Annotated in this window: 21 protein-coding genes and 5 tRNA genes; 5 read left to right on the top strand and 21 right to left on the bottom strand. The window is 54.1% G+C overall.

Going from position 1 to position 23,322, the window contains the following annotated elements; translation table 11 throughout:
• The 3 genes from galK to gpmA all read left to right on the top strand — a co-directional run bounded on the left by galK (position 1) and on the right by gpmA (position 3,148).
• The gene (gene galK, locus ACOYA6_RS02445) at positions 1-1,149 is read left to right on the top strand and encodes a galactokinase (RefSeq protein ID WP_039029353.1); all 1,149 of its coding nucleotides are present in this window, start codon (positions 1-3) and stop codon (positions 1,147-1,149) included.
• Positions 1,143-2,183: a galactose-1-epimerase gene (gene galM, locus ACOYA6_RS02440; RefSeq protein WP_422653965.1), complete on the top strand. Its 1,041-nt coding sequence runs from the start codon at positions 1,143-1,145 to the stop codon at positions 2,181-2,183. Before galK ends, galM begins: the two co-directional genes overlap by 7 nt.
• A 212-nt stretch (positions 2,184-2,395) precedes the next feature.
• On the top strand, positions 2,396-3,148 hold the full coding sequence (gene gpmA, locus ACOYA6_RS02435; RefSeq protein ID WP_039029351.1) for a 2,3-diphosphoglycerate-dependent phosphoglycerate mutase: 753 nt from the start codon (positions 2,396-2,398) through the stop codon (positions 3,146-3,148).
• A 65-nt stretch (positions 3,149-3,213) separates the two neighbouring features.
• On the opposite strand, the gene aroG is transcribed toward gpmA, so the two are convergent.
• A complete protein-coding gene (gene aroG, locus ACOYA6_RS02430; protein ID WP_039029350.1) occupies positions 3,214-4,266 on the bottom strand; it encodes a 3-deoxy-7-phosphoheptulonate synthase AroG in 1,053 nt (350 codons plus the stop codon).
• Between the two features lie 321 nt (positions 4,267-4,587).
• Between aroG and ACOYA6_RS02425 the strand changes: the two genes are divergently transcribed.
• Positions 4,588-5,079: a protein YbgS gene (locus ACOYA6_RS02425; RefSeq protein WP_039029349.1), complete on the top strand. Its 492-nt coding sequence runs from the start codon at positions 4,588-4,590 to the stop codon at positions 5,077-5,079.
• A 108-nt stretch (positions 5,080-5,187) separates the two neighbouring features.
• The gene (gene zitB / locus ACOYA6_RS02420; RefSeq protein ID WP_138369570.1) at positions 5,188-6,126 is read left to right on the top strand and encodes a CDF family zinc transporter ZitB; all 939 of its coding nucleotides are present in this window, start codon (positions 5,188-5,190) and stop codon (positions 6,124-6,126) included.
• Here zitB and pnuC read toward each other — a convergent pair.
• The 20 genes from pnuC to mngA form a co-directional block, all read right to left on the bottom strand.
• Positions 6,123-6,842 carry a nicotinamide riboside transporter PnuC gene (pnuC, locus tag ACOYA6_RS02415; protein ID WP_138369571.1) on the bottom strand — a complete coding sequence of 240 codons (720 nt, stop codon included), beginning with the start codon at positions 6,840-6,842 and terminating at the stop codon, positions 6,123-6,125. The genes zitB and pnuC overlap by 4 nt on opposite strands.
• A 30-nt stretch (positions 6,843-6,872) precedes the next feature.
• A complete protein-coding gene (nadA, locus tag ACOYA6_RS02410; RefSeq protein WP_422653964.1) occupies positions 6,873-7,916 on the bottom strand; it encodes a quinolinate synthase NadA in 1,044 nt (347 codons plus the stop codon).
• A gap of 329 nt (positions 7,917-8,245) precedes the next feature.
• Positions 8,246-8,321: transfer RNA gene (locus tag ACOYA6_RS02405), tRNA-Lys, on the bottom strand.
• A 28-nt stretch (positions 8,322-8,349) separates the two neighbouring features.
• Positions 8,350-8,425, bottom strand: a tRNA-Lys gene (locus tag ACOYA6_RS02400).
• Between the two features lie 142 nt (positions 8,426-8,567).
• Positions 8,568-8,643 (bottom strand) — tRNA-Lys (locus tag ACOYA6_RS02395).
• Between the two features lie 3 nt (positions 8,644-8,646).
• Positions 8,647-8,722: transfer RNA gene (locus ACOYA6_RS02390), tRNA-Val, on the bottom strand.
• Positions 8,723-8,757: 35 nt separating this feature from the next.
• Positions 8,758-8,833: transfer RNA gene (locus ACOYA6_RS02385), tRNA-Lys, on the bottom strand.
• Positions 8,834-8,995: 162 nt separating this feature from the next.
• Positions 8,996-9,787: a cell division protein CpoB gene (gene cpoB / locus ACOYA6_RS02380; protein WP_039029345.1), complete on the bottom strand. Its 792-nt coding sequence runs from the start codon at positions 9,785-9,787 to the stop codon at positions 8,996-8,998.
• 9 nt (positions 9,788-9,796) lie between these two features.
• Positions 9,797-10,318, bottom strand: coding sequence for a peptidoglycan-associated lipoprotein Pal (gene pal, locus ACOYA6_RS02375; RefSeq protein WP_032617096.1), 522 nt, complete (start codon positions 10,316-10,318; stop codon positions 9,797-9,799).
• 34 nt (positions 10,319-10,352) lie between these two features.
• On the bottom strand, positions 10,353-11,645 hold the full coding sequence (gene tolB, locus ACOYA6_RS02370; RefSeq protein WP_039029417.1) for a Tol-Pal system beta propeller repeat protein TolB: 1,293 nt from the start codon (positions 11,643-11,645) through the stop codon (positions 10,353-10,355).
• Between the two features lie 132 nt (positions 11,646-11,777).
• Positions 11,778-13,112: a cell envelope integrity protein TolA gene (gene tolA, locus ACOYA6_RS02365; RefSeq protein WP_039029344.1), complete on the bottom strand. Its 1,335-nt coding sequence runs from the start codon at positions 13,110-13,112 to the stop codon at positions 11,778-11,780.
• A gap of 37 nt (positions 13,113-13,149) precedes the next feature.
• Entirely contained in the window at positions 13,150-13,578 is a 429-nt protein-coding gene (gene tolR / locus ACOYA6_RS02360; protein WP_039029343.1) for a colicin uptake protein TolR, read from the bottom strand.
• Between the two features lie 3 nt (positions 13,579-13,581).
• Entirely contained in the window at positions 13,582-14,274 is a 693-nt protein-coding gene (gene tolQ, locus ACOYA6_RS02355) for a Tol-Pal system protein TolQ (protein ID WP_072036639.1), read from the bottom strand.
• Positions 14,271-14,675, bottom strand: coding sequence for a tol-pal system-associated acyl-CoA thioesterase (gene ybgC / locus ACOYA6_RS02350; RefSeq protein WP_032617092.1), 405 nt, complete (start codon positions 14,673-14,675; stop codon positions 14,271-14,273). Before ybgC ends, tolQ begins: the two co-directional genes overlap by 4 nt.
• A 148-nt stretch (positions 14,676-14,823) precedes the next feature.
• Entirely contained in the window at positions 14,824-15,108 is a 285-nt protein-coding gene (gene ybgE, locus ACOYA6_RS02345) for a cyd operon protein YbgE (protein ID WP_039029341.1), read from the bottom strand.
• Positions 15,108-15,221, bottom strand: coding sequence for a cytochrome bd-I oxidase subunit CydX (gene cydX, locus ACOYA6_RS02340; protein ID WP_006177208.1), 114 nt, complete (start codon positions 15,219-15,221; stop codon positions 15,108-15,110). Before cydX ends, ybgE begins: the two co-directional genes overlap by 1 nt.
• A gap of 14 nt (positions 15,222-15,235) precedes the next feature.
• Positions 15,236-16,375: a cytochrome d ubiquinol oxidase subunit II gene (gene cydB / locus ACOYA6_RS02335; protein WP_223074864.1), complete on the bottom strand. Its 1,140-nt coding sequence runs from the start codon at positions 16,373-16,375 to the stop codon at positions 15,236-15,238.
• A 15-nt stretch (positions 16,376-16,390) separates the two neighbouring features.
• Positions 16,391-17,959, bottom strand: coding sequence for a cytochrome ubiquinol oxidase subunit I (gene cydA / locus ACOYA6_RS02330; RefSeq protein WP_039029339.1), 1,569 nt, complete (start codon positions 17,957-17,959; stop codon positions 16,391-16,393).
• Positions 17,960-18,626: 667 nt separating this feature from the next.
• Positions 18,627-21,263: a mannosylglycerate hydrolase gene (gene mngB, locus ACOYA6_RS02325; RefSeq protein ID WP_422653963.1), complete on the bottom strand. Its 2,637-nt coding sequence runs from the start codon at positions 21,261-21,263 to the stop codon at positions 18,627-18,629.
• Between the two features lie 23 nt (positions 21,264-21,286).
• Complete coding sequence (gene mngA, locus ACOYA6_RS02320) at positions 21,287-23,203, bottom strand: PTS 2-O-a-mannosyl-D-glycerate transporter subunit IIABC (RefSeq protein WP_422653962.1); 1,917 nt, start codon at positions 23,201-23,203, stop codon at positions 21,287-21,289.
• Positions 23,204-23,322 lie beyond the last annotated feature (119 nt).

Here is a 23,322-nt window from a genome sequence, read left to right as displayed (position 1 = left end):
ATGAGTCTGAAAGATAAAACCCACGCCCTGTTTGCTGAAAAATTTGGTTATTCCGCCACTCACGCCATTCAGGCGCCAGGCCGCGTTAACCTGATCGGCGAACACACCGATTACAACGACGGTTTTGTCCTTCCCTGCGCCATTGATTACCAGACGGTGATCAGCTGCGCGAAACGCGACGACCGCAAGGTGCGCGTGATGGCCGCCGACTACGACAACCAGATCGACGAATTCTCCCTCGATGCGCCGATTGTTGAGCATGACAGCCAGCAGTGGTCTAACTACGTTCGCGGCGTGGTGAAGCATCTGCAGAAGCGCAACAAAAACTTCGGCGGTGCGGATCTGGTGATCAGCGGCAACGTTCCCCAGGGTGCGGGTCTGAGTTCGTCCGCTTCGCTGGAAGTGGCCGTCGGCACCGTCTTCCAGCAGCTGTATCATCTGCCGCTGGACGGCGCGCAGATCGCCCTTAACGGCCAGGAAGCAGAGAACCAGTTCGTCGGCTGTAACTGCGGCATTATGGATCAGCTGATTTCGGCGCTGGGCAAAAAAGGCCACGCGCTGCTGATCGACTGCCGCTCGCTGGGCACCAAAGCGGTCACCCTGCCGAAAGGCGTGGCGGTGATCATTATCAACAGTAACTTCAAACGCACACTGGTCGGCAGCGAGTACAACACCCGCCGCGAGCAGTGCGAAACCGGGGCGCGTTTCTTCCAGCAGTCCGCCCTGCGCGATGTCTCGCTGACCGAGTTCAATAAAGTGGCACACGAACTGGATCCGGTGGTGGCAAAACGCGTTCGTCACGTCCTGACCGAAAACGCCCGCACCGTCGAAGCGGCGTCGGCGCTGGAGAAAGGCGATCTGCTGCGGATGGGTGAGCTGATGGCGCAGTCGCACGCCTCCATGCGCGATGACTTCGAAATCACCGTGCCGCAGATCGACACCCTGGTGGAGATTGTGAAAGCGGCTATTGGCGAGCAGGGCGGCGTGCGTATGACCGGCGGCGGCTTCGGCGGCTGCGTGGTGGCGCTGGTGCCAGAAGAGCTGGTGCCGGTGGTTCAGCAAGCCGTTGAACAACAGTATGAAGCCAAAACCGGTATCAAAGAGACCTTCTACGTCTGCAATGCCTCACAAGGAGCTGGCCAGTGCTAAACGAAACCCCTGTTCTTGCCCCTGACGGCCTGCCGTATCGCCTGATCACCCTGCGCAACGAGGCAGGGATGGTCGTTACCCTGATGGACTGGGGCGCGACGCTGCTCTCCGCCCGTGTCCCGATGACCGACGGCAGCGTGCGTGAAACCCTGCTCGGCTGCGCGTCGCCTGAGCAGTACGTTGAGCAAACGGCCTTCCTTGGCGCCTCAGTGGGCCGATATGCCAACCGTATCGCTAAAAGCCGCTTTGAGCTGGACGGCGTACGCTTTGACCTGCTGCCAAGCCAGGGCGAAAACCAGCTGCACGGCGGTCCGGACGGATTTGATAAACGTCGCTGGCGCATCCTGCAGCAGAACGATGGCGAAGCGCTGCTGGCCCTCGACTCTCCGGACGGCGATCAGGGTTTTCCGGGCAACTGCGCGGCGACCGTGCATTACCGCTTAACGGCTGATAACCGTATCGCCATTGAGTACCGCGCCACCGTCGATAAGCCCTGCCCGGTCAACCTGACCAACCACGCGTATTTCAACCTCGACGGTAACTGCAGCGACGTGCGCCAGCACCGCCTGCAACTGCTGGCGCAGAGCTATCTGCCTGTTGATGAGATGGGGATCCCGCATGAGGGGTTAAAAGCGGTAGCCGGAACCAGCTTTGATTTCCGCACCACCAAAGCCATCGCTCAGGACTTCCTGGCGGATGACGATCAGCGCAAAGTGAATGGTTACGATCATGCTTTCCTGCTGGATGCAGAGGGCGATCTGAGCAAGCCTGCGGCACAGCTCTGGTCTGCCGATGAAAAGCTGCAGATGACGGTCTACACCACCGCCCCTGCCCTGCAATTCTATTCCGGCAACTTCCTTGAGGGCACCCCGGCGCGCGAAGACGGGGAATACCGCGTCTGGCAAGGTCTGGCGCTGGAAAGCGAGTTTTTACCCGACAGCCCGAACCACGCGGAATGGCCGCAGCCCGACTGCGTGCTGCGCCCGGGCGAAGAGTATGTCAGCGTCACGGAATATCACTTTATCGCACGATAAAACGGAGCCCTCCTGCAGGAGGGCTTTTTTTTACCCATCTTGCTGAAAATAGCGCCAGTCGCCGACAAAATCACAACCCCTCATTCACAAGCATCTTACACTCCGACGCTATTTTCGCTATGGTTAGGGTTAAGCGTTGCCCGCGGGATAACTGCGGCAATATAATGAGAATTGTTATCATTCAAATAATGCTTGTTCTGGAGGAGTATAATATGGCTGTAACTAAGCTGGTTCTGGTACGTCATGGCGAAAGCCAGTGGAACAACGAAAACCGTTTTACCGGTTGGTATGATGTTGACCTGTCCGAGAAAGGCGTTGGCGAAGCGAAAGCAGCAGGCAAACTGCTGAAAGAGGAAGGCTTCAGCTTCGATTTTGCTTACACCTCCGTGCTGAAACGTGCCATCCACACTCTGTGGAACGTGCTGGACGAACTGGATCAGGCCTGGCTGCCGGTTGAGAAATCCTGGAAACTGAACGAGCGTCACTATGGTGCGCTGCAGGGTCTGAACAAAGCCGAAACTGCAGAAAAATACGGTGACGAACAGGTTAAACAGTGGCGTCGCGGTTTTGCTATCACTCCACCAGAGCTGACCAAAGATGACGAGCGTTTCCCGGGCCACGATCCGCGTTACGCATCCCTGACCGACGCTGAGCTGCCAACCACCGAAAGCCTGGCGCTGACCATCGATCGCGTTGTGCCTTACTGGAACGAAACCATTCTGCCACGCCTGAAAAGCGGTGAGCGCGTGATCATCGCTGCTCACGGTAACTCCCTGCGTGCGCTGGTGAAATACCTGGACAACATGGGCGAAGACGAGATCCTCGAACTGAACATCCCAACTGGCGTGCCGCTGGTTTACGAGTTCGACGAGAACTTCAAACCTGTTAAGCACTACTATCTGGGTAACGCTGACGAGATCGCGGCAAAAGCCGCTGCGGTCGCGAACCAGGGTAAAGCGAAGTAATAAAAAAGCCCGGTCGTGATGACCGGGCCTTAAAGAGTGCATGCCGGATAACTATCCGGCATTTTTTATCCGCGACGGGCTTTCACCGCGTTCGCCAGCTGGCGCAGCACGGTTTCGGTATCGTCCCAGCCGATGCAGGCATCGGTGACGCTCTTACCGTAAACCAGCGGCTCGCTGCCTTCCAGATTCTGATTGCCTTCCACCAGGTGGCTTTCAATCATCACCCCGATAATCGCCTTCTCACCGCCGGCAATCTGCTGGCAGACGTCGGTGCCTACGTCCATCTGCTTCTTGAACTGCTTGCTGGAGTTGGCATGGCTGAAGTCGATCATCACCTGCGCGGCCAGACCGGCTTTATCCAGGCCCGCTTTCACTTCGGCAACGTGTGCCGCACTGTAGTTAGGCTCTTTACCGCCACGCAGAATGATATGGCAATCGCCATTCCCGCTGGTATTCACAATGGCGGAGTGGCCCCACTTGGTGACGGAGAGGAAGCAGTGCGGCGCACCGGCAGCGTTAATGGCGTCGATAGCCACTTTGATGGTGCCATCGGTGCCGTTTTTGAAGCCAACCGGGCAGGAGAGCCCTGACGCCAGCTCGCGGTGAACCTGAGATTCGGTGGTACGCGCGCCAATAGCGCCCCAGCTCATCAGGTCGGCAAGGTACTGCGGGGTGATCATATCAAGGAATTCACCCGCCGCCGGCAGACCGCTGTCGTTGATGTCCAGCAGCAGCTTACGGGCGATGCGCAGGCCATCGTTGATCTGGAAGCTGCCATCCATATGCGGATCGTTGATCAGCCCTTTCCAGCCCACGGTGGTACGCGGCTTCTCAAAATAGACGCGCATGACAATTTCCAGCTCATCCTTCAGCGCTTCGCGCAGTGTCAACAGACGTGCCGCGTACTCTTTTGCCGCCGCAGGATCGTGAATGGAACACGGACCGATCACCACCAGAAGACGATCGTCATTGCCTTTCAGGATCTTGTGGATCGCTTTACGGGCATGAGAAACGGTGTTGGCGGCGTTTTCGGTGGCAGGAAACTTCTCAAGGAGCGCTACAGGAGGTAATAACTCGTTGATCTCTTTAATACGTAAATCGTCATTCTGATAATTCATGTTCGTTCCAGCGTTGCCATACTTTTATAAATGAATGCAATCCCTCCAATCTATCTTGTCAGTCAGGAAGTGTAAACTCGCTTTTACACTACGCACAGATAAATCCTGGAATTCGCTTAAAAAACGCCACAAAGTAGCGAAAAACGAGATACACCCTAAACTTTTTAACTGTATGCACTGCATTTATTTATTTTATCGCGATTCCATACTGACCTAAGTTTGAATCATGGCATCTTTAACCACTGAGCGGTATATCGATTTCGCATATGCACTGTGGAAAGAAGTTATCCAGAACATAACGACCAGAACAGGAGCAGCATGATGAAAATGACTAAACTCGCAACCCTTTTCCTGACCGCTTCCCTTACCATGGCAAGTGGTGCTGCGCTGGCCGCTGATTCCGCCGCCGGCTCTGGCAGCAACAATGGCCAGGCAAATGCCGCGGCTGACGCAGGGGCAGTTGCACCTGATGCACGTCAGAATATTGCGCCAAATAATACCGGCAACAGCCAGATTAATACCGGATCCGGTACAACCGGCACCACGGGTACAGGCGGCACCATGCTGAACCCTGATGGGACAAACTCCAGCAGCACCGGAGTGACCAACGGCACCGGCAACAGCTCAACCACTGGCGGCACTAACTCCGTCATGGGTAACGACGACCCGAGCAAAATGGGTAATGACGGCATGACCAAGGACGATCAGCACAAGAACTCGATGTGTAAAGACGGTAAATGTCCGGATCAATCCGGCAAAGTCGATAGCGAACGAACCCCGCAAGAACAAAAAACTGACGGTACTACCCAGTAATTAACGCTAACGCGGATATGATGAAGGAGAGCTCAGGCTCTCCTTTATTTTTTGTGCAAAATGTTAAAAACTCTACACTTAAAATAATAATTAACCGGGAAATTTTTCATGGCGCACACCCACACGCATGCCCCTTCTTCAAAGGATGAAAATGCTAAACGCTTAATGCTGGCGTTTGCCGTAACCGCGACCTTTATGGTCATCGAAGTGATCGGCGGGCTGGTTTCAGGCTCGCTGGCGCTGCTGGCCGATGCGGGCCACATGCTGACGGACGCGGCAGCCCTGCTGTTTGCCCTGCTGGCGGTGGTGTTCGCCCGTCGTCCTCCCAGCAGTGGACGCACCTTTGGCTGGCTGCGCCTCACGACGCTTGCCGCTTTCGTCAATGCTCTGGCGCTGGTGCTGATCACTTTCCTGATTGTCTGGGAAGCCATTCAGCGCTTCCGGTATCCTCAGCCTGTCGCGGGTATGACAATGATGGTGGTTGCCGTCGCCGGGCTGGTGGCCAATATTCTGGCATTCTGGCTTTTGCATCGCGGCAGCGAAGAGAAAAATCTCAACGTACGCGCCGCAGCGCTGCACGTGCTGGGGGATCTGCTGGGCTCGGTGGGTGCCATCGTCGCGGCGCTGGTGATCCTCTGGACAGGCTGGACGCCGGTCGACCCGATCCTCTCAATTTTAGTGTCGTGTCTGGTGCTACGCAGCGCCTGGCGTCTGTTGCAGGAGAGTGTGAATGAGCTGCTGGAAGGGGCACCGAAGACGCTGGATATCCCGGCGCTGAAACGAAACTTAACGCGCTCCATACCGGAAGTGCGCGATGTTCATCATATTCATGTCTGGATGGTGGGCGAAAAACCGTTGATGACGCTGCACGTTCAGGTTATCCCTCCCCACGATCATGATGCATTACTAGGGCGTATCCAGCACTTCCTGGAGCACCACTACGCCATCGCGCACAGCACCATCCAGATGGAATACACCCCCTGTAACGGACCGGACTGCCACCTCAACGAGATTGAGCCCGGCCACGCTCATCATCACCACCATTAACGCGACAGCGCGTGAGAACCCCGTTCACGCGCGCTGTTAATCCACATCCTGCTGCCGTTCAGGGCGATGAAGGTGAGGATCAGATACTCCAGCGACATGGCATAGACACCCTGCAGGGCAAAGATGGCCACGCTGATGACGTTGATGATCACCCACAGCAGCCAGTTTTCGACATATTTACGGGTCATCAGGATCATGGCGGCAATGGAGAGCACCATCATGCACGAATCCCAGAACGGGAAGGCGTCAGGCTGTAGCTCCGGCATGGTGACGTTCATTCCGAGGGCATTCATCGCCGAGACCGCCACGCGGGTGAGGAAGGCGAACACCGGGTCGATATAGACCGTCATCAGGCCAATCGCCACCACGCAGGCGGCCAGCCAGCCGATGGCCTTCGGCAACGGCAGCCAGCGGATCTGTAGTTCCGCCTCCTGCTGGCTGTTCTGCCGCGACCATGCGTACCAGCCGTAGATATTGGCGGCAAAGAAGAACAGCTGCAGCAGCAGGCTGGCATACAGCTGGATCTGAAAGAAGATAATGGCAAAAAGCGTGACGTTCACCAGGCCAAACGCGTAGTTGACGATCTTCTCCAGACTGGCGAGCCAGATACAGAGCAGACCTGCAATCGTCCCTACGGCTTCAATCCATGACAAGTCATAGCCGCCAGCGCCAATCGGTATATGTACCAGAATGTTTTGCGTGCTAAAAAAATCCATCTTTTCCCCTGAGCGTTACGTTTACGTAGTTTAAGGACGTAGTGTAGCCGCAAAATCGAGCATGCGGTTAAGCGGAATTAATGCCCCTTCCCGCAACGCCGCATCGACATGGATCTCATGGGCTACCCCGCCCAACTCCAGACCGTCCGCAATCGCCTTCAGCCCGTTCATGGCCATCCACGGACAGTGCGCGCAGCTGCGACATGTTGCCCCTTCGCCTGCGGTCGGCGCTTCCAGCAGCTCTTTGCCAGGCACCGCCTGCTGCATTTTGTAGAAGATACCGCGATCGGTCGCCACAATCAGCTGGCTGTGCGGCAGCGTCTTCGCGGCGGTGATCAGCTGGCTGGTTGAGCCAACGGCATCCGCCATATCGACGATGGCCTGCGGTGATTCTGGATGCACCAGAATCGCCGCATTCGGATAAAGACCTTTCATGCGCGCCAGGGCCTGGGTTTTGAATTCGTCATGCACGATACAGGCGCCCTGCCAGCACAGAATATCCGCCCCGGTCTGCTTCTGGACGTAGTTACCCAGGTGTTTGTCCGGTGCCCAGATAATTTTCTCGCCAAGGCTGTCGAGATGCTCAATGAGTTCGACGGCTATGCTTGAAGTAACAACCCAGTCGGCACGCGCCTTGACCGCCGCAGAGGTGTTGGCGTAGACCACGACCGTTCTGTCCGGATGCGCATCGCAGAAGGCGGTGAATTGATCGATCGGACAGCCCAGATCGAGGGAACATTCCGCATTCAGGGTCGGCATCAGGATGGTTTTTTCCGGGCTGAGGATTTTTGCCGTCTCACCCATGAAACGGACCCCGGCCACCAGCAACGTCGAAGCTGGATGTTTTGCGCCAAAACGCGCCATTTCAAGGGAGTCTGAAATGCAACCCCCCGTCTCTTCTGCCAGCTGCTGAATTTCAGGGTCGGTGTAGTAATGCGCCACCATGACCGCGTCTCGCTCTTTGAGCAGGCGCTTAATTTTTTCACGGTAAAACTGCTTTTCGTCCAGGCTCAGCGGAACAGGCTTTGGCGGGAAGGGATAGATAGCGGCTTCAGGATCAAACATCACACTCATTTTGGCTTCTCGTTTTACTGGCTTAACAAATTTGCCATGCTTTAGCGATGATGACCAAAGTGACGGCAATTGTGTTTTATATACTAAACAAGATAGCGAATTTGATGTGAAAAGTCACATCAAAAGCGTGACAGTAGCATTTGATAGATGCCCGTCTGGGTAATCTCTGCGATTTTTAATTCTGTAATGACAAAAAGCAAAAAGGCGCCTTTAGGGCGCCTTTTTACATTGGTGGGTCGTGCAGGATGACTCGGCTTCGCCTCGCCCTTCGGGCCGTTGCTAAAGCAACGTTATCCTTCACGTTTAACATCAGAACAGCATGCTAAAATTGGTGGGTCGTGCAGGATTCGAACCTGCGACCAATTGATTAAAAGTCAACTGCTCTACCAACTGAGCTAACGACCCCTTGCGGGATGTACTACTTTTTTCAGGCTGGTGGGTCGTGCAGGATTCGAACCTGCGACCAATTGATTAAAAGTCAACTGCTCTACCAACTGAGCTAACGACCCGTTTGGGTACGCCTGAAATTTTTACTCGGAACCAATAAAAATTGGTGGGTCGTGCAGGATGACTCGGCTTCGCCTCGCCCTTCGGGCCGTTGCTGAAGCAACGTTATCCTTCACGTTTAATATCTGAGTCAGATATTAAAATTGGTGGGTCGTGCAGGATTCGAACCTGCGACCAATTGATTAAAAGTCAACTGCTCTACCAACTGAGCTAACGACCCGAGTGGTGGGTGATGACGGGATCGAACCGCCGACCCCCTCCTTGTAAGGGAGGTGCTCTCCCAGCTGAGCTAATCACCCGATACTACGCTGGATACTACTTACTACTGAGTTAGTGGTGGGTCGTGCAGGATTCGAACCTGCGACCAATTGATTAAAAGTCAACTGCTCTACCAACTGAGCTAACGACCCACTATTTTGGCTGCTTCCGGGGTGTTTGATATCCCTTGGCAACGGCGGCATATATTACTGATTTAAGAATTCTGCGCAACTAAAATTTTGATGAATATCACTTAACTGCTTACGAATTATGCTGCAAGACCAGAAAAAAAGCGATTTCTGGTCATGCGGCAATCAACCCATCGCAGCAAGGCGTTTTTGCGCTTGTTTTGCACCTTCGGTGCCCGGAAACTTAGTGACCACCTGCTGGAAAACGGCTTTCGCTTTTGCGGTGTCGCCTTTGTCCTGCATGATCACCCCGACCTTGTACATCGCGTCAGGTGCTTTCGGTGATTTCGGATAATTTTTAACGACAGAGGCAAAATAGAATGCCGCGTCGTCTTTTTTACCCTTGTTGTAATTCAACTGCCCCAGCCAGTAGTTAGCGTTTGGCTGATAGGTTGAATCGGGGTATTTCTTGACGAAGTTCTGAAACGCCGCCATAGCCTCGTCCTGACGCGAGTTATCCTGCACCAGGGCGATTGCCGCATTGTAGTCAGTATTCGCATCACCGCTCTGTACAGGCGCCGCTGTCGAGGCTGACGTATCAGCCTGAGGTGTTGCCTGCGCACCGGCTGCCCCCTGATCCCCTGCTGCCGGTTGCGCTGCTGCGCCGCCGTTATTCAGGTTATCAATCTGCAGCATGATCTGCTTCTGACGCTCCACAACCTGATTGAGCTGGTACTGGCTTTCCTGAATCTGTCCGCGCAGTGAGTCAATATCGGTCTGGTTGTCAGAGAGCTGCTGCTGAAGTTGGGTTAAAAGCTGGCTGTGAGCATTAGAAATACGCTCGAGTTGGGTGACCCGGTCTTCTACCGAGCCTGAGCCGACACTACTGATTGGTGCCTGAGCAAAAGCGGCCCAGGGGGCCGCTATACCAACCAGTAACGACAGACTCAATAGATGATGTCTGAAGTTACTGCTCATGCAATTCTCTTAGTAAACCAGTACGGCACGACGGTTTTTGGAGTAAGCCGCTTCGTCGTGGCCCAGTACTGCAGGTTTTTCTTTACCGTAAGAAACGATGGAGATCTGGTCAGCAGAAACGCCTTTACCCTGCAGGTACATTTTAACGGCGTTAGCACGACGCTCACCCAGGGAGATGTTGTACTCAGGAGTACCACGTTCGTCCGCGTGACCTTCTACGGTGACTTTGTAAGACGGGTTGCTACGCAGGAAGTTAGCGTGCGCATCCAGCATCGCAGCGAAGTCAGAACGGATGTCGAACTTGTCCAGATCGAAGTAAACAATGTTGTTCTGCTGCAGCTGTTGCATCTGAAGACGCGCCTGCTCTTCAGAAGACATATTGCCGTTGCCGTTTGCGTCCATACCGGTGCCGGCACCCATCATGCCTTCGCCGCTCTGGTCGTTGCTGGCGTTCTTGTTAGAAGAACACGCTGCGATTGCCATAACAGGCAGAGCGATCATCAGCCCTTTCAGCACTTTGTTCAGTTGCATTTCTATGATTCCTTTATTATTCAATTAATTATTATTACAGGTACGGCGACCAGGCAGGTGATTTTACCTGTCCATCAGTTGCCGGAATACGCGCTTTGAAACGCCCATCGGTAGAAACCAGATTCAGCACGGATCCCATCCCCTGAGAAGAGCTGTAGATAACCATAGTGCCGTTAGGTGCCAGACTTGGCGTTTCATCCAGGAAAGTCGACGACAGAACTTGTACGCCGCCCCCGCCCAGATCTTGTTTAGCAATGTGCTGCTGACCACCGGCCGAGCTAACCATTACCATGAACTTACCATCAGCGCTCACGTCTGCGTCCTGGTTCTGAGAACCTTCCCAGGTGATACGCTGCGGTGCACCGCCGTTAACATTGACTTTATAAACCTGCGGACGACCTGCCTGGTCAGAGGTAAAGGCCAGGTTCTGGCTGTCCGGGAACCAGGTTGGTTCGGTGTTGTTGCTGCGACCGTCGGTCACCTGACGGATCTGGCCAGAGCCGATATCCATCACGTACAGGTTCAGGCTACCGGTTTTAGACAGGGCAAACGCCAGTTTAGAACCGTCAGGCGAGAACGCTGGTGCGCCGTTGTGACGTGGGAAAGAGGCAACCTGACGTACCGCACCGTTAGCCAGCGTCTGGATAACCAGCGCTGAACGACCGCTTTCGAAGGTTACGTAGGCCAGCTTAGAACCGTCCGGTGACCAGGCCGGTGACATCAGCGGCTGCGGTGAACGGTGAACGGTGAACTGGTTGTAGCCATCGTAGTCAGAGACGCGCAGCTCATACGGGAACTGGCCGCCGTTGGTCTGCACAACGTAAGCGATACGGGTGCGGAATGCGCCTTTGATGCTGGTCAGCTTCTCAAAGACTTCATCACTCGCAGTATGAGCTGCATAGCGCAGGTACTGCTTGTTCACTTTGTAGGTGTTCTGTGCCAGCACGGTACCCGGAGCGCCACCGGTATCCACCAGCTGATAGGCAACGGTATAACCGCCGTCCGGGTTAGGCGTAACCTGCCCCACAACGACCGCATCAATACCCAGCGCAGACCAGGCCGCCGGTTGCAGTTCTGCAGCAGTGCCCGGCTGCTGTGGCAGACGAGAACGATCTAACGGGTTGAATTTACCGCTGTTGCGCAGGTCAGCAGCAACAATGCCACCCACATCTTCCGGCGCAGCACCTGGCCCTTTCCACTGGAACGGAACCACACCAATTGGACGTGCCGAATCCACCCCCTGGGTGATTTCGATACGCACTTCTGCGTGCAGCACCGCTGCCCACAGCATTAAAAAACTCATTGCAACACGTAATGCCTGCTTCATCATATCTCCCATATCCGGGTAACCTTACCCGCATAATTTAGCAGAATGTTAACAAACCCAAATAAACAAAACTACCAGAACGCTAAGACTAAACCTGGCCTGTTTTTCCCCGTTTGCACAGGGAAAATTCATTTAAGGTTTGAAGTCCAGTGGTGCATTTTTGAACGTTTCAAACACAGCCTGTGAAGGCGGTTTCGGGAACTTCGTCATCCTGCTGGTTGCAGATAACATCTGCTGGCAGAAGGCCTCGTCCCCACCCTCTTTCTTCACGCTGAGGATTGTCCCGTCCGCGGCCAGATTTACCCGAAGCGTACAGGTTTTACCTTTGAAGCTATCCCAGTCGTACAGATGCCCACGAATGGCCGCCTGTACCTGCGCAATGTACGACGCGATCTCAGCCTGAGATGCACCGCCTTGCCCCGGCTTACTTCCTTTAGCAGGAGAAGCACCACCTGCGCTACCGCTGTTGCTGCCTTTCGGCGCATTCTTACCTGAGCTCAAATCACCGAACAGGTCGTCTACGTCAGATGCAGCCGCTTTTTCTGCTGCAGCTTTCTTCGCAGCAGCGGCTTTCGCGGCGGCAGCTTTGTCAGCAGCAGCTTTATCGGCAGCCGCTTTCTTCTCTGCAGCCGCTTTTTTATCTGCGGCTGCTTTTTCTGCAGCAGCGGCTTTCTTATCAGCTGCTGCTTTTTCGGCAGCGGCCTTTTCAGCGGCTGCGGCTTTTTCTGCTGCGGCGGCTTTTTTAGCTGCTTCGGCAGCCGCTTTCTTCTCGGCTTCCTGAGCAGCTTGCTTAGCGGCTTCTGCTTCGGCTTTTTTCTGGGCTTCTGCCGCGGCCTTCTTAGCCGCTTCTGCTTCTACCTTTTTCTTCGCGTCAGCAGCCGCTTTTGCTGCTTCGGCTTCAGCCTGTTTCTGGGCATCGGCAGCGGCTTTTTTCGCGGCTAACGCAGCGGCATCAGCGGCTTGTTTTGCCGCTTCAGCAGCCTGTTTGGCCTGAGCTTCCGCCTGCGCTTTGGCATCTGCTGCGGCTTTTGCTGCCGCCTCTTCAGCCTGCTTCTGCTGCTCCTGCGCTTTCTTCGCTGCGGCTTCAGCCTGTTTCTGCTGCTCCGCCTGCTCTTTCGCCGCTTCCTGCGCCTGCAAACGTTCTTTCTCAAGCTGCTTCAGACGTTCCTGCTCGGCGGCCTGCTTTTCACGCAGCTCCTCCGCCTGCTGTTGCGCCTGCTTTTCGCGTTGTTCTTCAGCACGTTTCGCACTCGCCTGCTGCTGTTGCTGGCGGTTATAGTTCTGCACCACCGCGCCGGGATCGACCATCACAGCATCGATGGATGAACCTCCACCCCCGCCGGCAGCGGCATCCAGATGCTCATCGAACGAACTCCAGATCAGTGCTGCAAAGAGAATGACATGCAGCACCGCCGAGATAATTATCGCCCGTTTAAGCTTATCGTTTTGTTCGGTTGCCTTTGACACTATTGGTTCCCAAAAACTCTGTTGTGTACGCAGATGATCAAATAGGCTGCGTCATCAAGCCAACTGACTTAACGCCCGCGCTATGCAACAGGTTCAGCGCTTTAATTATTTCATCGTAAGGCACGTCTTTCGCACCACCGATTAAGAAGACTGTTTTCGGATTGGACTGCAGACGTCGTTGCGCTTCAGCAATGACCTGCTCCGGCGGCAGCTGATCCATACGATCTTTTTCCACCACCACGCTGTACTGTCCAACCCCGGATACCTCAATGATGACCGGTGGATCGTCATTGGTGCTTACAGCCTGAGATTCTGTCGCGTCCGGCAGATCAACCTCAACGCTCTGGGTAATGATGGGTGCTGTCGCCATAAAGATCAGCAGCAGCACCAGCAGCACGTCCAGCAGCGGTACAATGTTGATTTCGGACTTTAGTTCGCGACGACCCCGTCCACGCTGTCTGGCCATGGTTTACCCCTTGTTGCTCTCGGTGCTGGTAAACGCCTGGCGGTGCAGAATCGCAGTGAACTCTTCCATGAAGTTGTCGTAGTTCAGTTCCAGTTTGTTCACACGCTGGTTCAGACGGTTATAGGCCATAACCGCTGGGATCGCCGCGAACAGACCGATAGCTGTCGCGATCAGCGCTTCTGCGATACCCGGTGCAACCATTTGCAGCGTCGCCTGTTTTACCGCACCCAGGGCGATAAAGGCGTGCATGATCCCCCAGACCGTACCAAACAGACCGATATACGGGCTGATGGAGCCGACGGTGCCCAGGAAAGGAATATGCGTTTCCAGCGTTTCCAGCTCGCGGTTCATCGAAATGCGCATCGCACGGGATGCCCCTTCAACGACCGCTTCCGGTGCATGGTTGTTAGCCCGGTGCAGGCGCGCGAACTCTTTGAATCCGCTATAGAAGATTTGCTCGGAGCCGGAGAGGTTTTCACGACGGCCCTGGCTTTCCTGATACAAACGGGAAAGTTCGATACCAGACCAGAACTTGTCTTCAAAGGCTTCCGCTTCGCGGCCTGCGGCGTTGAGGATACGGGTTCTCTGGATAATGATGGCCCAGGATGCGATTGAAAAACCAATCAAAATCAACATGATAAGTTTAACCAGAAGGCTTGCCTTCAGGAACAAATCAAGGATATTCATGTCAGTCACTGCTTAAACTCCGCGACAATAGACTTAGGAAGCGCACGAGGCTTCATGATGAGTGGATCAACACAGACAATCAGGACTTCAGCTTCGTTCAGTACTGTGTTCTCTGCGTTGACGATCCGCTGCGTGAAAACCAGTGAGGTTCCGCGCATTGATGTTATTTCCGTTTGGACTTCGAGCATATCGTCGAGTCTGGCAGGCGCAAAATACTCCAGCGTCATCTTGCGTACCACGAAGGCAACTCGCTCCGCCAACAGAACCTGCTGGCTAAAGTGGTGATGGCGCAGCATTTCAGTGCGTGCTCGTTCATAAAAGGCAACGTAGCTGGCGTGGTAAACCACACCACCGGCGTCAGTGTCTTCGTAGTAGACACGAACCGGCCATCGAAATAGCGTTGTATTCACTTTACATCCCGGTAATGCAAAAAAGTTTAGAGCTTTTGAACTTCGCTACTATACGCGCGGGAATGGTGGTTTGGAATGGGGGAAAGTAAACGGAGAGTAAATTTTTATGGGCCTGGGTAGACCCATAATTTTAACGGATAATTCTTATTCAGCTGAAAAAGAAAATCAGCCCAATCAGCAGGACCACATCAGCGATCAGCGGGCAAAAGATGCCCTGCCAGTGTACGGCTTTAGGACGAAAGCCAACGCCGTGGATCACCCCAGCGCATACTGCCCACATGATAAGAAAACCGTGCCAGATCTCGAGCTCGCTGGTCTTCGCCGCGAAGCGCGACGGATCCCAGAAAATACAGCCCGCCAGCAGTAAAGCCATCACTAAGGAAAGCGCCCTTAACGGGCGCTTGTCCATGATCGCGTAGAGATAAGCGATCATCAGTGTTTTTCTTCACCGGCTTTGGACGCTTCAACGTGCTCAAGCGCCAGGGCGGTAATCACACCAAATGCACAGGCCAGAAGCGTTCCTAAAATCCATGCGAAATACCACATATTCAGCTCCTTCCTTAATACATAGAGTGAGTGTTGCTTTCGATATGTTCTTTCGTGATACGACCGTACATTTTCCAGTAACACCATGCGGTGTAAGCCAGAATGATCGGTACGAACACGGCCGCCACAAACGTCATCAGATTCAGCGTCATCTGACTGGAGGTGGCATCCCACATCGTCAGACTGGCGTTCATCATGGTGCTGGATGGCATCACGAACGGGAACATCGCGATACCGGCGGTCAGGATAATGCACGCCAGCGTCAGTGAAGAGAAGATGAATGCCAGTGCGCCTTTTTCCATGCGAGACGTCAGCAGGGTCAGTAGCGGCAGCACCACGCCCAGCGCCGGAATGGCCCACAGAACCGGGGTGTTGTTGAAGTTCACCAGCCAGGCGCCAGCCTGACGAGCCACTTCTTTAGTCAGCGGGTTCGATGGCGCAGTATGGTTAATCGCTGAGGTCACCACGTAACCGTCGATACCAAACATGACCCAAACACCTGCCAGCGCGAAGCCAACCAACGTCACCAGAGCCGCAATCTGCGATACCGCGCGGGAGCGCAGGTGCAGTTCACCCACGGTACGCATCTGCAGATAGGTTGCACCCTGAGTGAGGATCATCGCCACGCTGACCACGCCCGCCAGCAGACCGAACGGATTCAGCAGCTGGAAGAAGTTGCCGGTGTAGTACAGGCGCATGTATTCATCGAGGTGGAACGGCACGCCCTGCAGCAGGTTGCCGAACGCCACGCCGATTACCAGCGGTGGCACGAAGCTCCCGATGAAGATGCCCCAGTCCCACATGTTGCGCCAGCGGGTGTCTTCGATCTTCGAGCGGTAGTCAAAACCAACCGGACGGAAGAACAAGGACGCCAGCACCAGGATCATCGCCACATAGAAGCCGGAGAACGCAGCCGCGTAGACCATCGGCCAGGCAGCAAACAGCGCGCCGCCTGCGGTGATGAGCCACACCTGGTTACCATCCCAGTGCGGGGCGATGGAGTTAATCATAATTCGACGCTCGGTATCATTACGACCGAGGAAGCGGGTGAGCATGCCCACCCCCATGTCGAAACCGTCAGTGACCGCAAAACCAATCAGTAAGATCCCGACCAGCAGCCACCAGATAAAACGCAATACTTCATAATCGATCATTTGACGACTCCTGTCTTAGCGTGCCGGCTGAGAAGCCACGGTGGACTGCTCATAGTGGTAGCGACCGGTTTTCAGGCTGCTTGGACCAAGGCGCGCAAACTTGAACATCAGGAACAGTTCAGCCACCAGGAACAGCGTGTACAGACCACAAATCAGCAGCATGGAGAAGATCAGATCCCCGGCGGTCAGGGATGAGTTCGCCACGGCGGTTGGCAGTACCTCACCGATTGCCCACGGCTGACGGCCGTACTCGGCAACAAACCAGCCGGATTCGATGGCGATCCACGGCAGTGGGATGCCGTACAGCGCAGCACGCAGCAGCCATTTACGCTGACCAATACGGTTACGAATGACCGACCAGAAGGAAGCGCCGATGATCAACAGCATGATGATGCCGCAGCCAACCATGATACGGAACGCGAAGTACAGCGGCGCTACGCGTGGAATGGAGTCTTTGGTCGCCAGCTGGATCTGCTCTTCCGTCGCGTCAGAGACGTTCGGGGTATAGCGCTTCAGCAGCAGGCCATAGCCGAGGTCTTTTTTCACGTCGTTAAACTGATCGCGAACGGACTGATCGGTGGAACCGGCACGCAGCTCCTCCAGCAGGGTGTAAGCTTTCATCCCGTTACGGATACGCTCTTCATGCTGCACCAGCAGGTCTTTCAGGCCGATAACCGGCGTATCCACAGAGCGGGTGGCAATGATGCCGAGCGCATAAGGGATCTGAATAGCAAAGTGGTTTTCCTGCGCATCCTGATCGGGAATACCAAACAGGGTGAAGGCGGCCGGTGCAGGCTGGGTTTCCCACTCTGCTTCGATCGCTGCCAGTTTGGTTTTCTGCACGTCGCCCATTTCGTAACCGGATTCATCACCCAGCACGATAACGGAGAGGATTGCTGCCATACCGAAGCTCGCCGCGATGGCGAAAGAGCGCTTGGCAAAGGCGAAGTCACGACCACGCAGCATGTAGTAGGCGCTGATGCCCAGCACGAACATCGCGCCGCAGACATAGCCGGAGGCCACAGTGTGAACGAATTTCACCTGCGCGACCGGGTTCAGCACCAGCTCGGAGAAGCTGACCATCTCCATACGCATGGTTTCGAAGTTGAAATCAGACGCGATTGGGTTCTGCATCCAGCCGTTAGCCACAAGGATCCACAGCGCGGACAGGTTAGAGCCTAATGCCACCAGCCAGGTTACAGCCATATGCTGGACTTTACCCAGACGGTCCCAACCGAAGAAGAACAGACCTACAAAGGTGGATTCGAGGAAGAAGGCCATCAGACCTTCAATGGCCAGCGGCGCACCGAAGATATCCCCTACATAGTGGGAATAGTAAGACCAGTTAGTCCCGAACTGGAACTCCATGGTCAGACCGGTTGCCACGCCCAGCGCAAAGTTGATACCAAACAACTTGCCCCAGAACTTGGTCATATCTTTATAAATCTGTTTGCCGGAAAGGACGTAAACCGTTTCCATGATTGCCAGCAGGAACGCCATACCGAGCGTCAGTGGCACAAACAGGAAGTGGTACATCGCGGTCAAGGCAAACTGTAAGCGCGACAGTTCGACTACGTCTAACATTATGACTCCTTGCTCATCGCATGAAGACTCCGAGAGTGAAACCTTAAATAAGGATTCACACGCATGCCCCAATACAAATTATTCGCAACTTTATCGTCGCTTTACCCCGAGAGAGGATAAACTGATGACGTAAGGTTACAAATACGTTAAAAAAACCCAAATTGATCCCGTAAATATAATACGCTGCAAAACCCTTACAATAAACAGGTTTTTATTCAATCAGATTTACGTTTTTCGACGGTGATCAATTTATAGCAAAACTACCACTTTTCGGCCATTTTGATCCGGAACAATTTAACGCTTTTTGGAGCCTTTTTCCAAGGATTAAACATTGATTTAAATCAACAAACAAACACAGCTGTTAAAGATGTGTACTTGTGAGAGCGATAGTAAAATCCATGTTAAAAATATGTATATAAGGGGGTGTTATTAGTTATAAAAGACAGGGGATAATATAGGCAGATGTGATTTTTATTAACGCAGAAAGAGAAAAGAAGGTTTGGAGGCAAATAAGTATAGAGTGTTATCCGCCTCACAGTATTTTTTATTACTCTGTTATTCACGAAATTACACTTCATTCACTTTAAGAAACTTTAAATTAACACCACTGTGTGACTATTTGATGAATAAAGGCCACAGTGTCTGCAGCCTTTCAGTATGTTGCGCGTTATTTCTCTATCTTAACGCTAAATGTTCGCGACTGTCCTGGTCTGAACGCCCCGACAATGCCCCTTCCCTCCTGATTCAGTGCATTGATTCGCTCATTCATGTCCGTCTCAAAACACGTATTAATCGCGCGATTCAAGGATAAAGCAACATTGCCGGAGTGGGTCTCCGACGGGTTGTACAGACGAATAATCATTTCGTCACGATCTTCAGCCTTTTTAAGCGCGCTGAGCACACACTCATTCGGCGCCAGCGTTAAAAGGCTATAGCTACCCGGCGTCGTAAAGGTTGCGCTGTTGAGTTTCATTGCGTCCCAGGGGATCTTGTTATAACAGTGCACGGGAGTAAGCCATGCCTTCGCCTGCTGGGCGATGCCTGCACTTACGGGCGTACCATTAAAACTCATCAGGCTAAAGCGACAGATTAACCGACCGCGCATCTGGGAATCAGGGACCGGCATTTTGATCCCTGACGGTCTGCCTGGACGAAGAAGTAAATCCTCTTTTCCAAGCACCCCCACGCCACGCAGCAACGTCAGGGCAAAGGTTTTTTGACGCTCACCCGTTATTTCGAATTCGCGAAGTCCCTCGGTGAAAAGCGCTATGCCGTTACGTCTTTCATGAAGCACCGCATAATTGAGCAGATTCCACACCGGCACCGGCGCTTCTTTCCACCCCTCTTCCTGCCAGTTTGCCATCGCTTCATCATGTACGGGACGCGTCAGAGAACCAAACTGGGTATCGGCTAAGACTTCGTCCGTCACGAATGGGGTTGGGATGAGGACCCGAATGCGGTGGTCATCCGCCTGATTGTCCAGATGTACCTCAACGTCGATACGCCGGCTGTTGTGGCTCAGCGTAATGGTCATTTCAGCGCTGAGAGAGCCCGTTTGCTGGCGCGCGGATCGTTCCTTCAGATTCGCCGGAATGGCCATACGATAGTGGAGCACCGCCCTGCTCTGCCAGGCTTCATGGCTCACCTCGACATTATGCTCTGCGTGAGCTGAAGTGAGCCTCCACTCCTCGCGTGACGGCGAGTAATCGTACTCGTCTCCATCATCAGAACTCTCTTCAATTTCCAGCGCACGGTCATAAATTAGCCCGGACTCTTTGTCGAGCAGTCGCAGGGTACCATCGTCATTTAAGGTTATTTGCCAGAACGCATTTTCCAGTAACGCCTCGGGGAGTTTACCAGGCGCAAGCACCTTACCGGCTGCATGCGCTTCAATGTAGAGCGTTCGGTAGCCCATGGAGGGCAGGATCTGGCTGATCTGGATGTCAAACTCCATGAAGGGATCGTAGTTACCGTAATGCACAATCTGGCGGTCGATTAGCCCGGGGTCGATTTCACGCGCGCAGCGGAGGAAATAGGGGATCTCATTGCCTTTGTCATCGAGCAGGCGGAACTGGCTGGCGCGCAGACGTATCGTGGTGTTAATCACTTCCTCACGCGGCCAGGGCGTCAGGTTGAACATCACCAGTTTGTCTTCTTCCGTTTTCGGCATGTTGTCGACAATCTTGCGCATGTAAAAGCGAGTCAGGTTGTCGGCCATATCCTCGGCCAGCTCAAAACGGGACATAATCTCACGATGCACTTTGTCACTACAGCAGCAGCCAATACTGTCGTGAGCGTGATTTTTGAGGATCTCTTTCCACATCTTTTCCAGCAAACCGTGGTGATACTCAAACCCCAGCGTCCAGGCAAGCGTCGCCAGCGGCTCAAGAATGTTGACGATTTTATTCTCTATACGGGCGTGGGCAATTTTGATATCCATTCGCGTGGAGCCGATGGTCCGGTGTACGCGCATGTATTTACCGTCAATAAACTCCCCTTTCAGCGTCGCCAGTTCATCGCGGTGTGCGTCGATATGGTCAAACACCTCCTCAAACCGACTCATGACAAATTTACGCTGCGGGTAGATTTCACGCAGTTTATCCATCACTGCAAAAATGTTCTGCTGCAGCGGCATTTGATCGTGACCGTTAGGCAGTAAAATCTCTTTCGTCACGGAGGCTTTTTCCAGTACATCAAAGTAAGCGTCGAGGCGTTTACGCAGCCCGCTCTCATCCTCCGGTAAGTACTTACCAATCGCGTAGCCCAGCGGTAGCACCTGCGCCGTGACCTCACTGCCGTCCTGGCTTTGCCACAGAAACTCCGTTTTATCGGTGCCGTGACGTTCGGAACAGCCACGCCAGAACAGGGTGCGGGTAATGCCAAAGCCGTTATAAATGTGCGGCAGCTGGGAGGACATGCCGAAGGAGTCTGGCAGATAACCAATTTTCATTGGCTCGCCAAAAGCCATGCAGTCACGGATGCCGTACATCAGATTACGAACGATAGATTCGCCGGAAACAAGGGTGGTATCCGTCTGGGTATACCAGGGTCCGATAATGAGTTTTCCGGCTTTAACCAGCGCTTTCACGCGGGATCTGTTTTCCGGTTTAACCGCAAAATAATCTTCCAGCACAGCCGTCTGACCGTCGAGTACGTAGAATTTATACTCCGCATCCTGTTCAAGACGCGTGAGGATTTCCTCCATATTATTGACCAGAAGAATACGCGACTCTTCGGTGGTGAAGTACCACTCACGGTCCCAGTGCATATGTGGCGTGATATGAACGCGAGATACAGCTTTCATCTTCGTTTCCTGTTAGTGAGTGTTTAAGATGCGATGTCCTGAGTCACATACTGGCCGCTCTTCACCGCCTGACGCCGCCAGAGCAGTAAAATGAGCGTGGAGATTGCCGTACCCAGTAGTGCCGCACCAAGCCAGCCCGCAGCGGCTATCACACCGCCAAGCCCGGCATCGTGGAGTAAAAAGAGGGAGAAAATGCCTGCGCCCGGCGTGGACAACCCGATACCCATCGCACCGATCGTCGCCCCTGTCACCATTGAGCCCAGAACAAACGAGCCTATCACCCGGAAAGGGTCTTCAATCGCCATCGGAATGGCCCCTTCGGTGATGCCCGCCAGCCCCAGCAGCCAGGTTGATTTACCGGTTTCAATTTCGAACTGTTTAAACAGTTTCGGTGCCAGCATCGTTGAGGCCGTCACGGTGAAGGCCGAGACCATTTTGACGGAGGCAAAGATCGCATAGGGACCATAGACTCCGTTGGCCATCGCCCCCAGGCAGAACGCATAAGAGGCTTTGTTAACCGGTCCGCCCAAATCGAACGAGCACATAAAGCCGAGAATAGCCCCCAGCAACAACGCATTCGCACCGGACAGACCATTCAGCCAGGCGGTAAGCGAGTTATTGAGCCAGGCCACCGGTTCACCGATCACAAACAACATCAGGCTACCGGCACCCAGCACGCCGAGCACCGGATAGAGATAGAAGGTTAAAAAGCCGTTGTAGCGGTTACTCAGACGGATGTGATGCTTCACCCAGCGCATCAGGTAGCCCGCGATAAGCCCCCCTGCGATCGCGCCCAGAAAACCAGAGCCGATCATATTGGCGGCAAGGCCCGCAGCAAAGCCGGGTGCCAGAGCCGGTTTATCCGCCAGCGAGTAGGCGGTATAGGCCGCAAGGACGGGCACCATCAATATGCCCAGCATGCCGCCGCCCAGTTTGCGGTACATCCACAGCCATGAGTTTTCCTGATCAAACAGGTGCTGCAGACCGAGAAGTTGTGCCAGCAGAACCGACACGGCCAGCACTGTGCCTCCCGCCACAATCAGCGGTACCGCAAAGGAGATACCGCTGAGGAGCGCCTGCTTGAGTTCTGTTTTGACACTCTTTTTAGCTTCGGTTTCAACCTGCGCCTGGCGCTCACCGGAAGCAGGCTTTAATGCCAGCGCACGCTCAATTAAGGCTTCAGCGTGGCGCAGGGGTTCCGCAACGGGAACGGAAATGGTGGGGATGCCTTCAAAGCGCTCGCTCTCTTTAATTGCCACCTCGGCGGCAAAGATGCACGCTTTCGCGTCCTTCAACTGCGAAGGAGTAATACGCCCTTCAATGCCGTTCGCGCCCTGCTTTTCAACCACCAGGTTTACGCCCAGCTTACGCCCGGCTTTTTCGAGATATTCTGCTGCCATATAGGTATGGGCGATCCCTGCCGGACAAGCCGTCACGCAGACGATGGTCGCTGCACTGGATGATACTGCGCTCTCCTCAGCCTGCGGCGTATCGTCCAGCGCGGCCAGCAACTCTTCTGCCGTCGTGGACAACATCATGCGTGCCCGCAGAGCATCATTCGCCAGGCGAGACGTCAGCTCCGTCAGTATCTCAATATGCGTTGACCCGGCTTCAGCAGGAGGAATGGCGAGCAGAAAAATCAGCTCCACATTCTCCGGACCATCCACCCCTTCCCATTCCAGCGGTTCGCTGAGGGTTGCCACGGCAAAGGCTGCTTCTTTCACGGCTGCCGATTTGCCATGTGGCACAGCCAGCCCTTCTCCCAGCGCGGTCGGGCCAAGTGATTCCCGATGGATAACCTCCGCCAGAAAAGCATCCGCGTCACTAATTTTACCCAGTTCTACCAGTCGCATCGCGAGCTCGTAGATGGCGCGATCGCGGTCAGTAAACTGTGCCTGCACGCAGACAGCACGGTAATCAGTCAGAGTCGTCAGGTTCATAAAGATCCTTACCCTTACGTTGTTATTGTCTGACGTGAATTCTGGCAGAACGAATAATACATTTATGTGATCACTTTCACTAGAAATCACAATTTGTATTTTATTTGTATTATTTACAA

The organism is Leclercia barmai, assembly GCF_049312895.1.
GTDB lineage: Bacteria > Pseudomonadota > Gammaproteobacteria > Enterobacterales > Enterobacteriaceae > Enterobacter > Enterobacter barmai.
This window is presented reverse-complemented; position numbering and strand designations above follow the sequence as displayed.

Excerpts from the sequence above, each read along its gene's own strand:
- galK (WP_039029353.1), top strand. The coding sequence starts at position 1 with ATGAGTCTGAAAGATAAAACCCACGCCCTGTTTGCTGAAAAATTTGGT.
- gpmA (WP_039029351.1), top strand. The coding sequence starts at position 2,396 with ATGGCTGTAACTAAGCTGGTTCTGGTACGTCATGGCGAAAGCCAGTGG.
- aroG (WP_039029350.1), bottom strand. The coding sequence starts at position 4,266 with ATGAATTATCAGAATGACGATTTACGTATTAAAGAGATCAACGAGTTA.
- ACOYA6_RS02425 (WP_039029349.1), top strand. The coding sequence starts at position 4,588 with ATGAAAATGACTAAACTCGCAACCCTTTTCCTGACCGCTTCCCTTACC.
- zitB (WP_138369570.1), top strand. The coding sequence starts at position 5,188 with ATGGCGCACACCCACACGCATGCCCCTTCTTCAAAGGATGAAAATGCT.
- pnuC (WP_138369571.1), bottom strand. The coding sequence starts at position 6,842 with ATGGATTTTTTTAGCACGCAAAACATTCTGGTACATATACCGATTGGC.
- nadA (WP_422653964.1), bottom strand. The coding sequence starts at position 7,916 with ATGAGTGTGATGTTTGATCCTGAAGCCGCTATCTATCCCTTCCCGCCA.
- cpoB (WP_039029345.1), bottom strand. The coding sequence starts at position 9,787 with ATGAGCAGTAACTTCAGACATCATCTATTGAGTCTGTCGTTACTGGTT.
- pal (WP_032617096.1), bottom strand. The coding sequence starts at position 10,318 with ATGCAACTGAACAAAGTGCTGAAAGGGCTGATGATCGCTCTGCCTGTT.
- tolB (WP_039029417.1), bottom strand. The coding sequence starts at position 11,645 with ATGAAGCAGGCATTACGTGTTGCAATGAGTTTTTTAATGCTGTGGGCA.
- tolR (WP_039029343.1), bottom strand. The coding sequence starts at position 13,578 with ATGGCCAGACAGCGTGGACGGGGTCGTCGCGAACTAAAGTCCGAAATC.
- ybgE (WP_039029341.1), bottom strand. The coding sequence starts at position 15,108 with ATGATCGCTTATCTCTACGCGATCATGGACAAGCGCCCGTTAAGGGCG.
- cydX (WP_006177208.1), bottom strand. The coding sequence starts at position 15,221 with ATGTGGTATTTCGCATGGATTTTAGGAACGCTTCTGGCCTGTGCATTT.
- cydB (WP_223074864.1), bottom strand. The coding sequence starts at position 16,375 with ATGATCGATTATGAAGTATTGCGTTTTATCTGGTGGCTGCTGGTCGGG.
- cydA (WP_039029339.1), bottom strand. The coding sequence starts at position 17,959 with ATGTTAGACGTAGTCGAACTGTCGCGCTTACAGTTTGCCTTGACCGCG.
- mngB (WP_422653963.1), bottom strand. The coding sequence starts at position 21,263 with ATGAAAGCTGTATCTCGCGTTCATATCACGCCACATATGCACTGGGAC.
- mngA (WP_422653962.1), bottom strand. The coding sequence starts at position 23,203 with ATGAACCTGACGACTCTGACTGATTACCGTGCTGTCTGCGTGCAGGCA.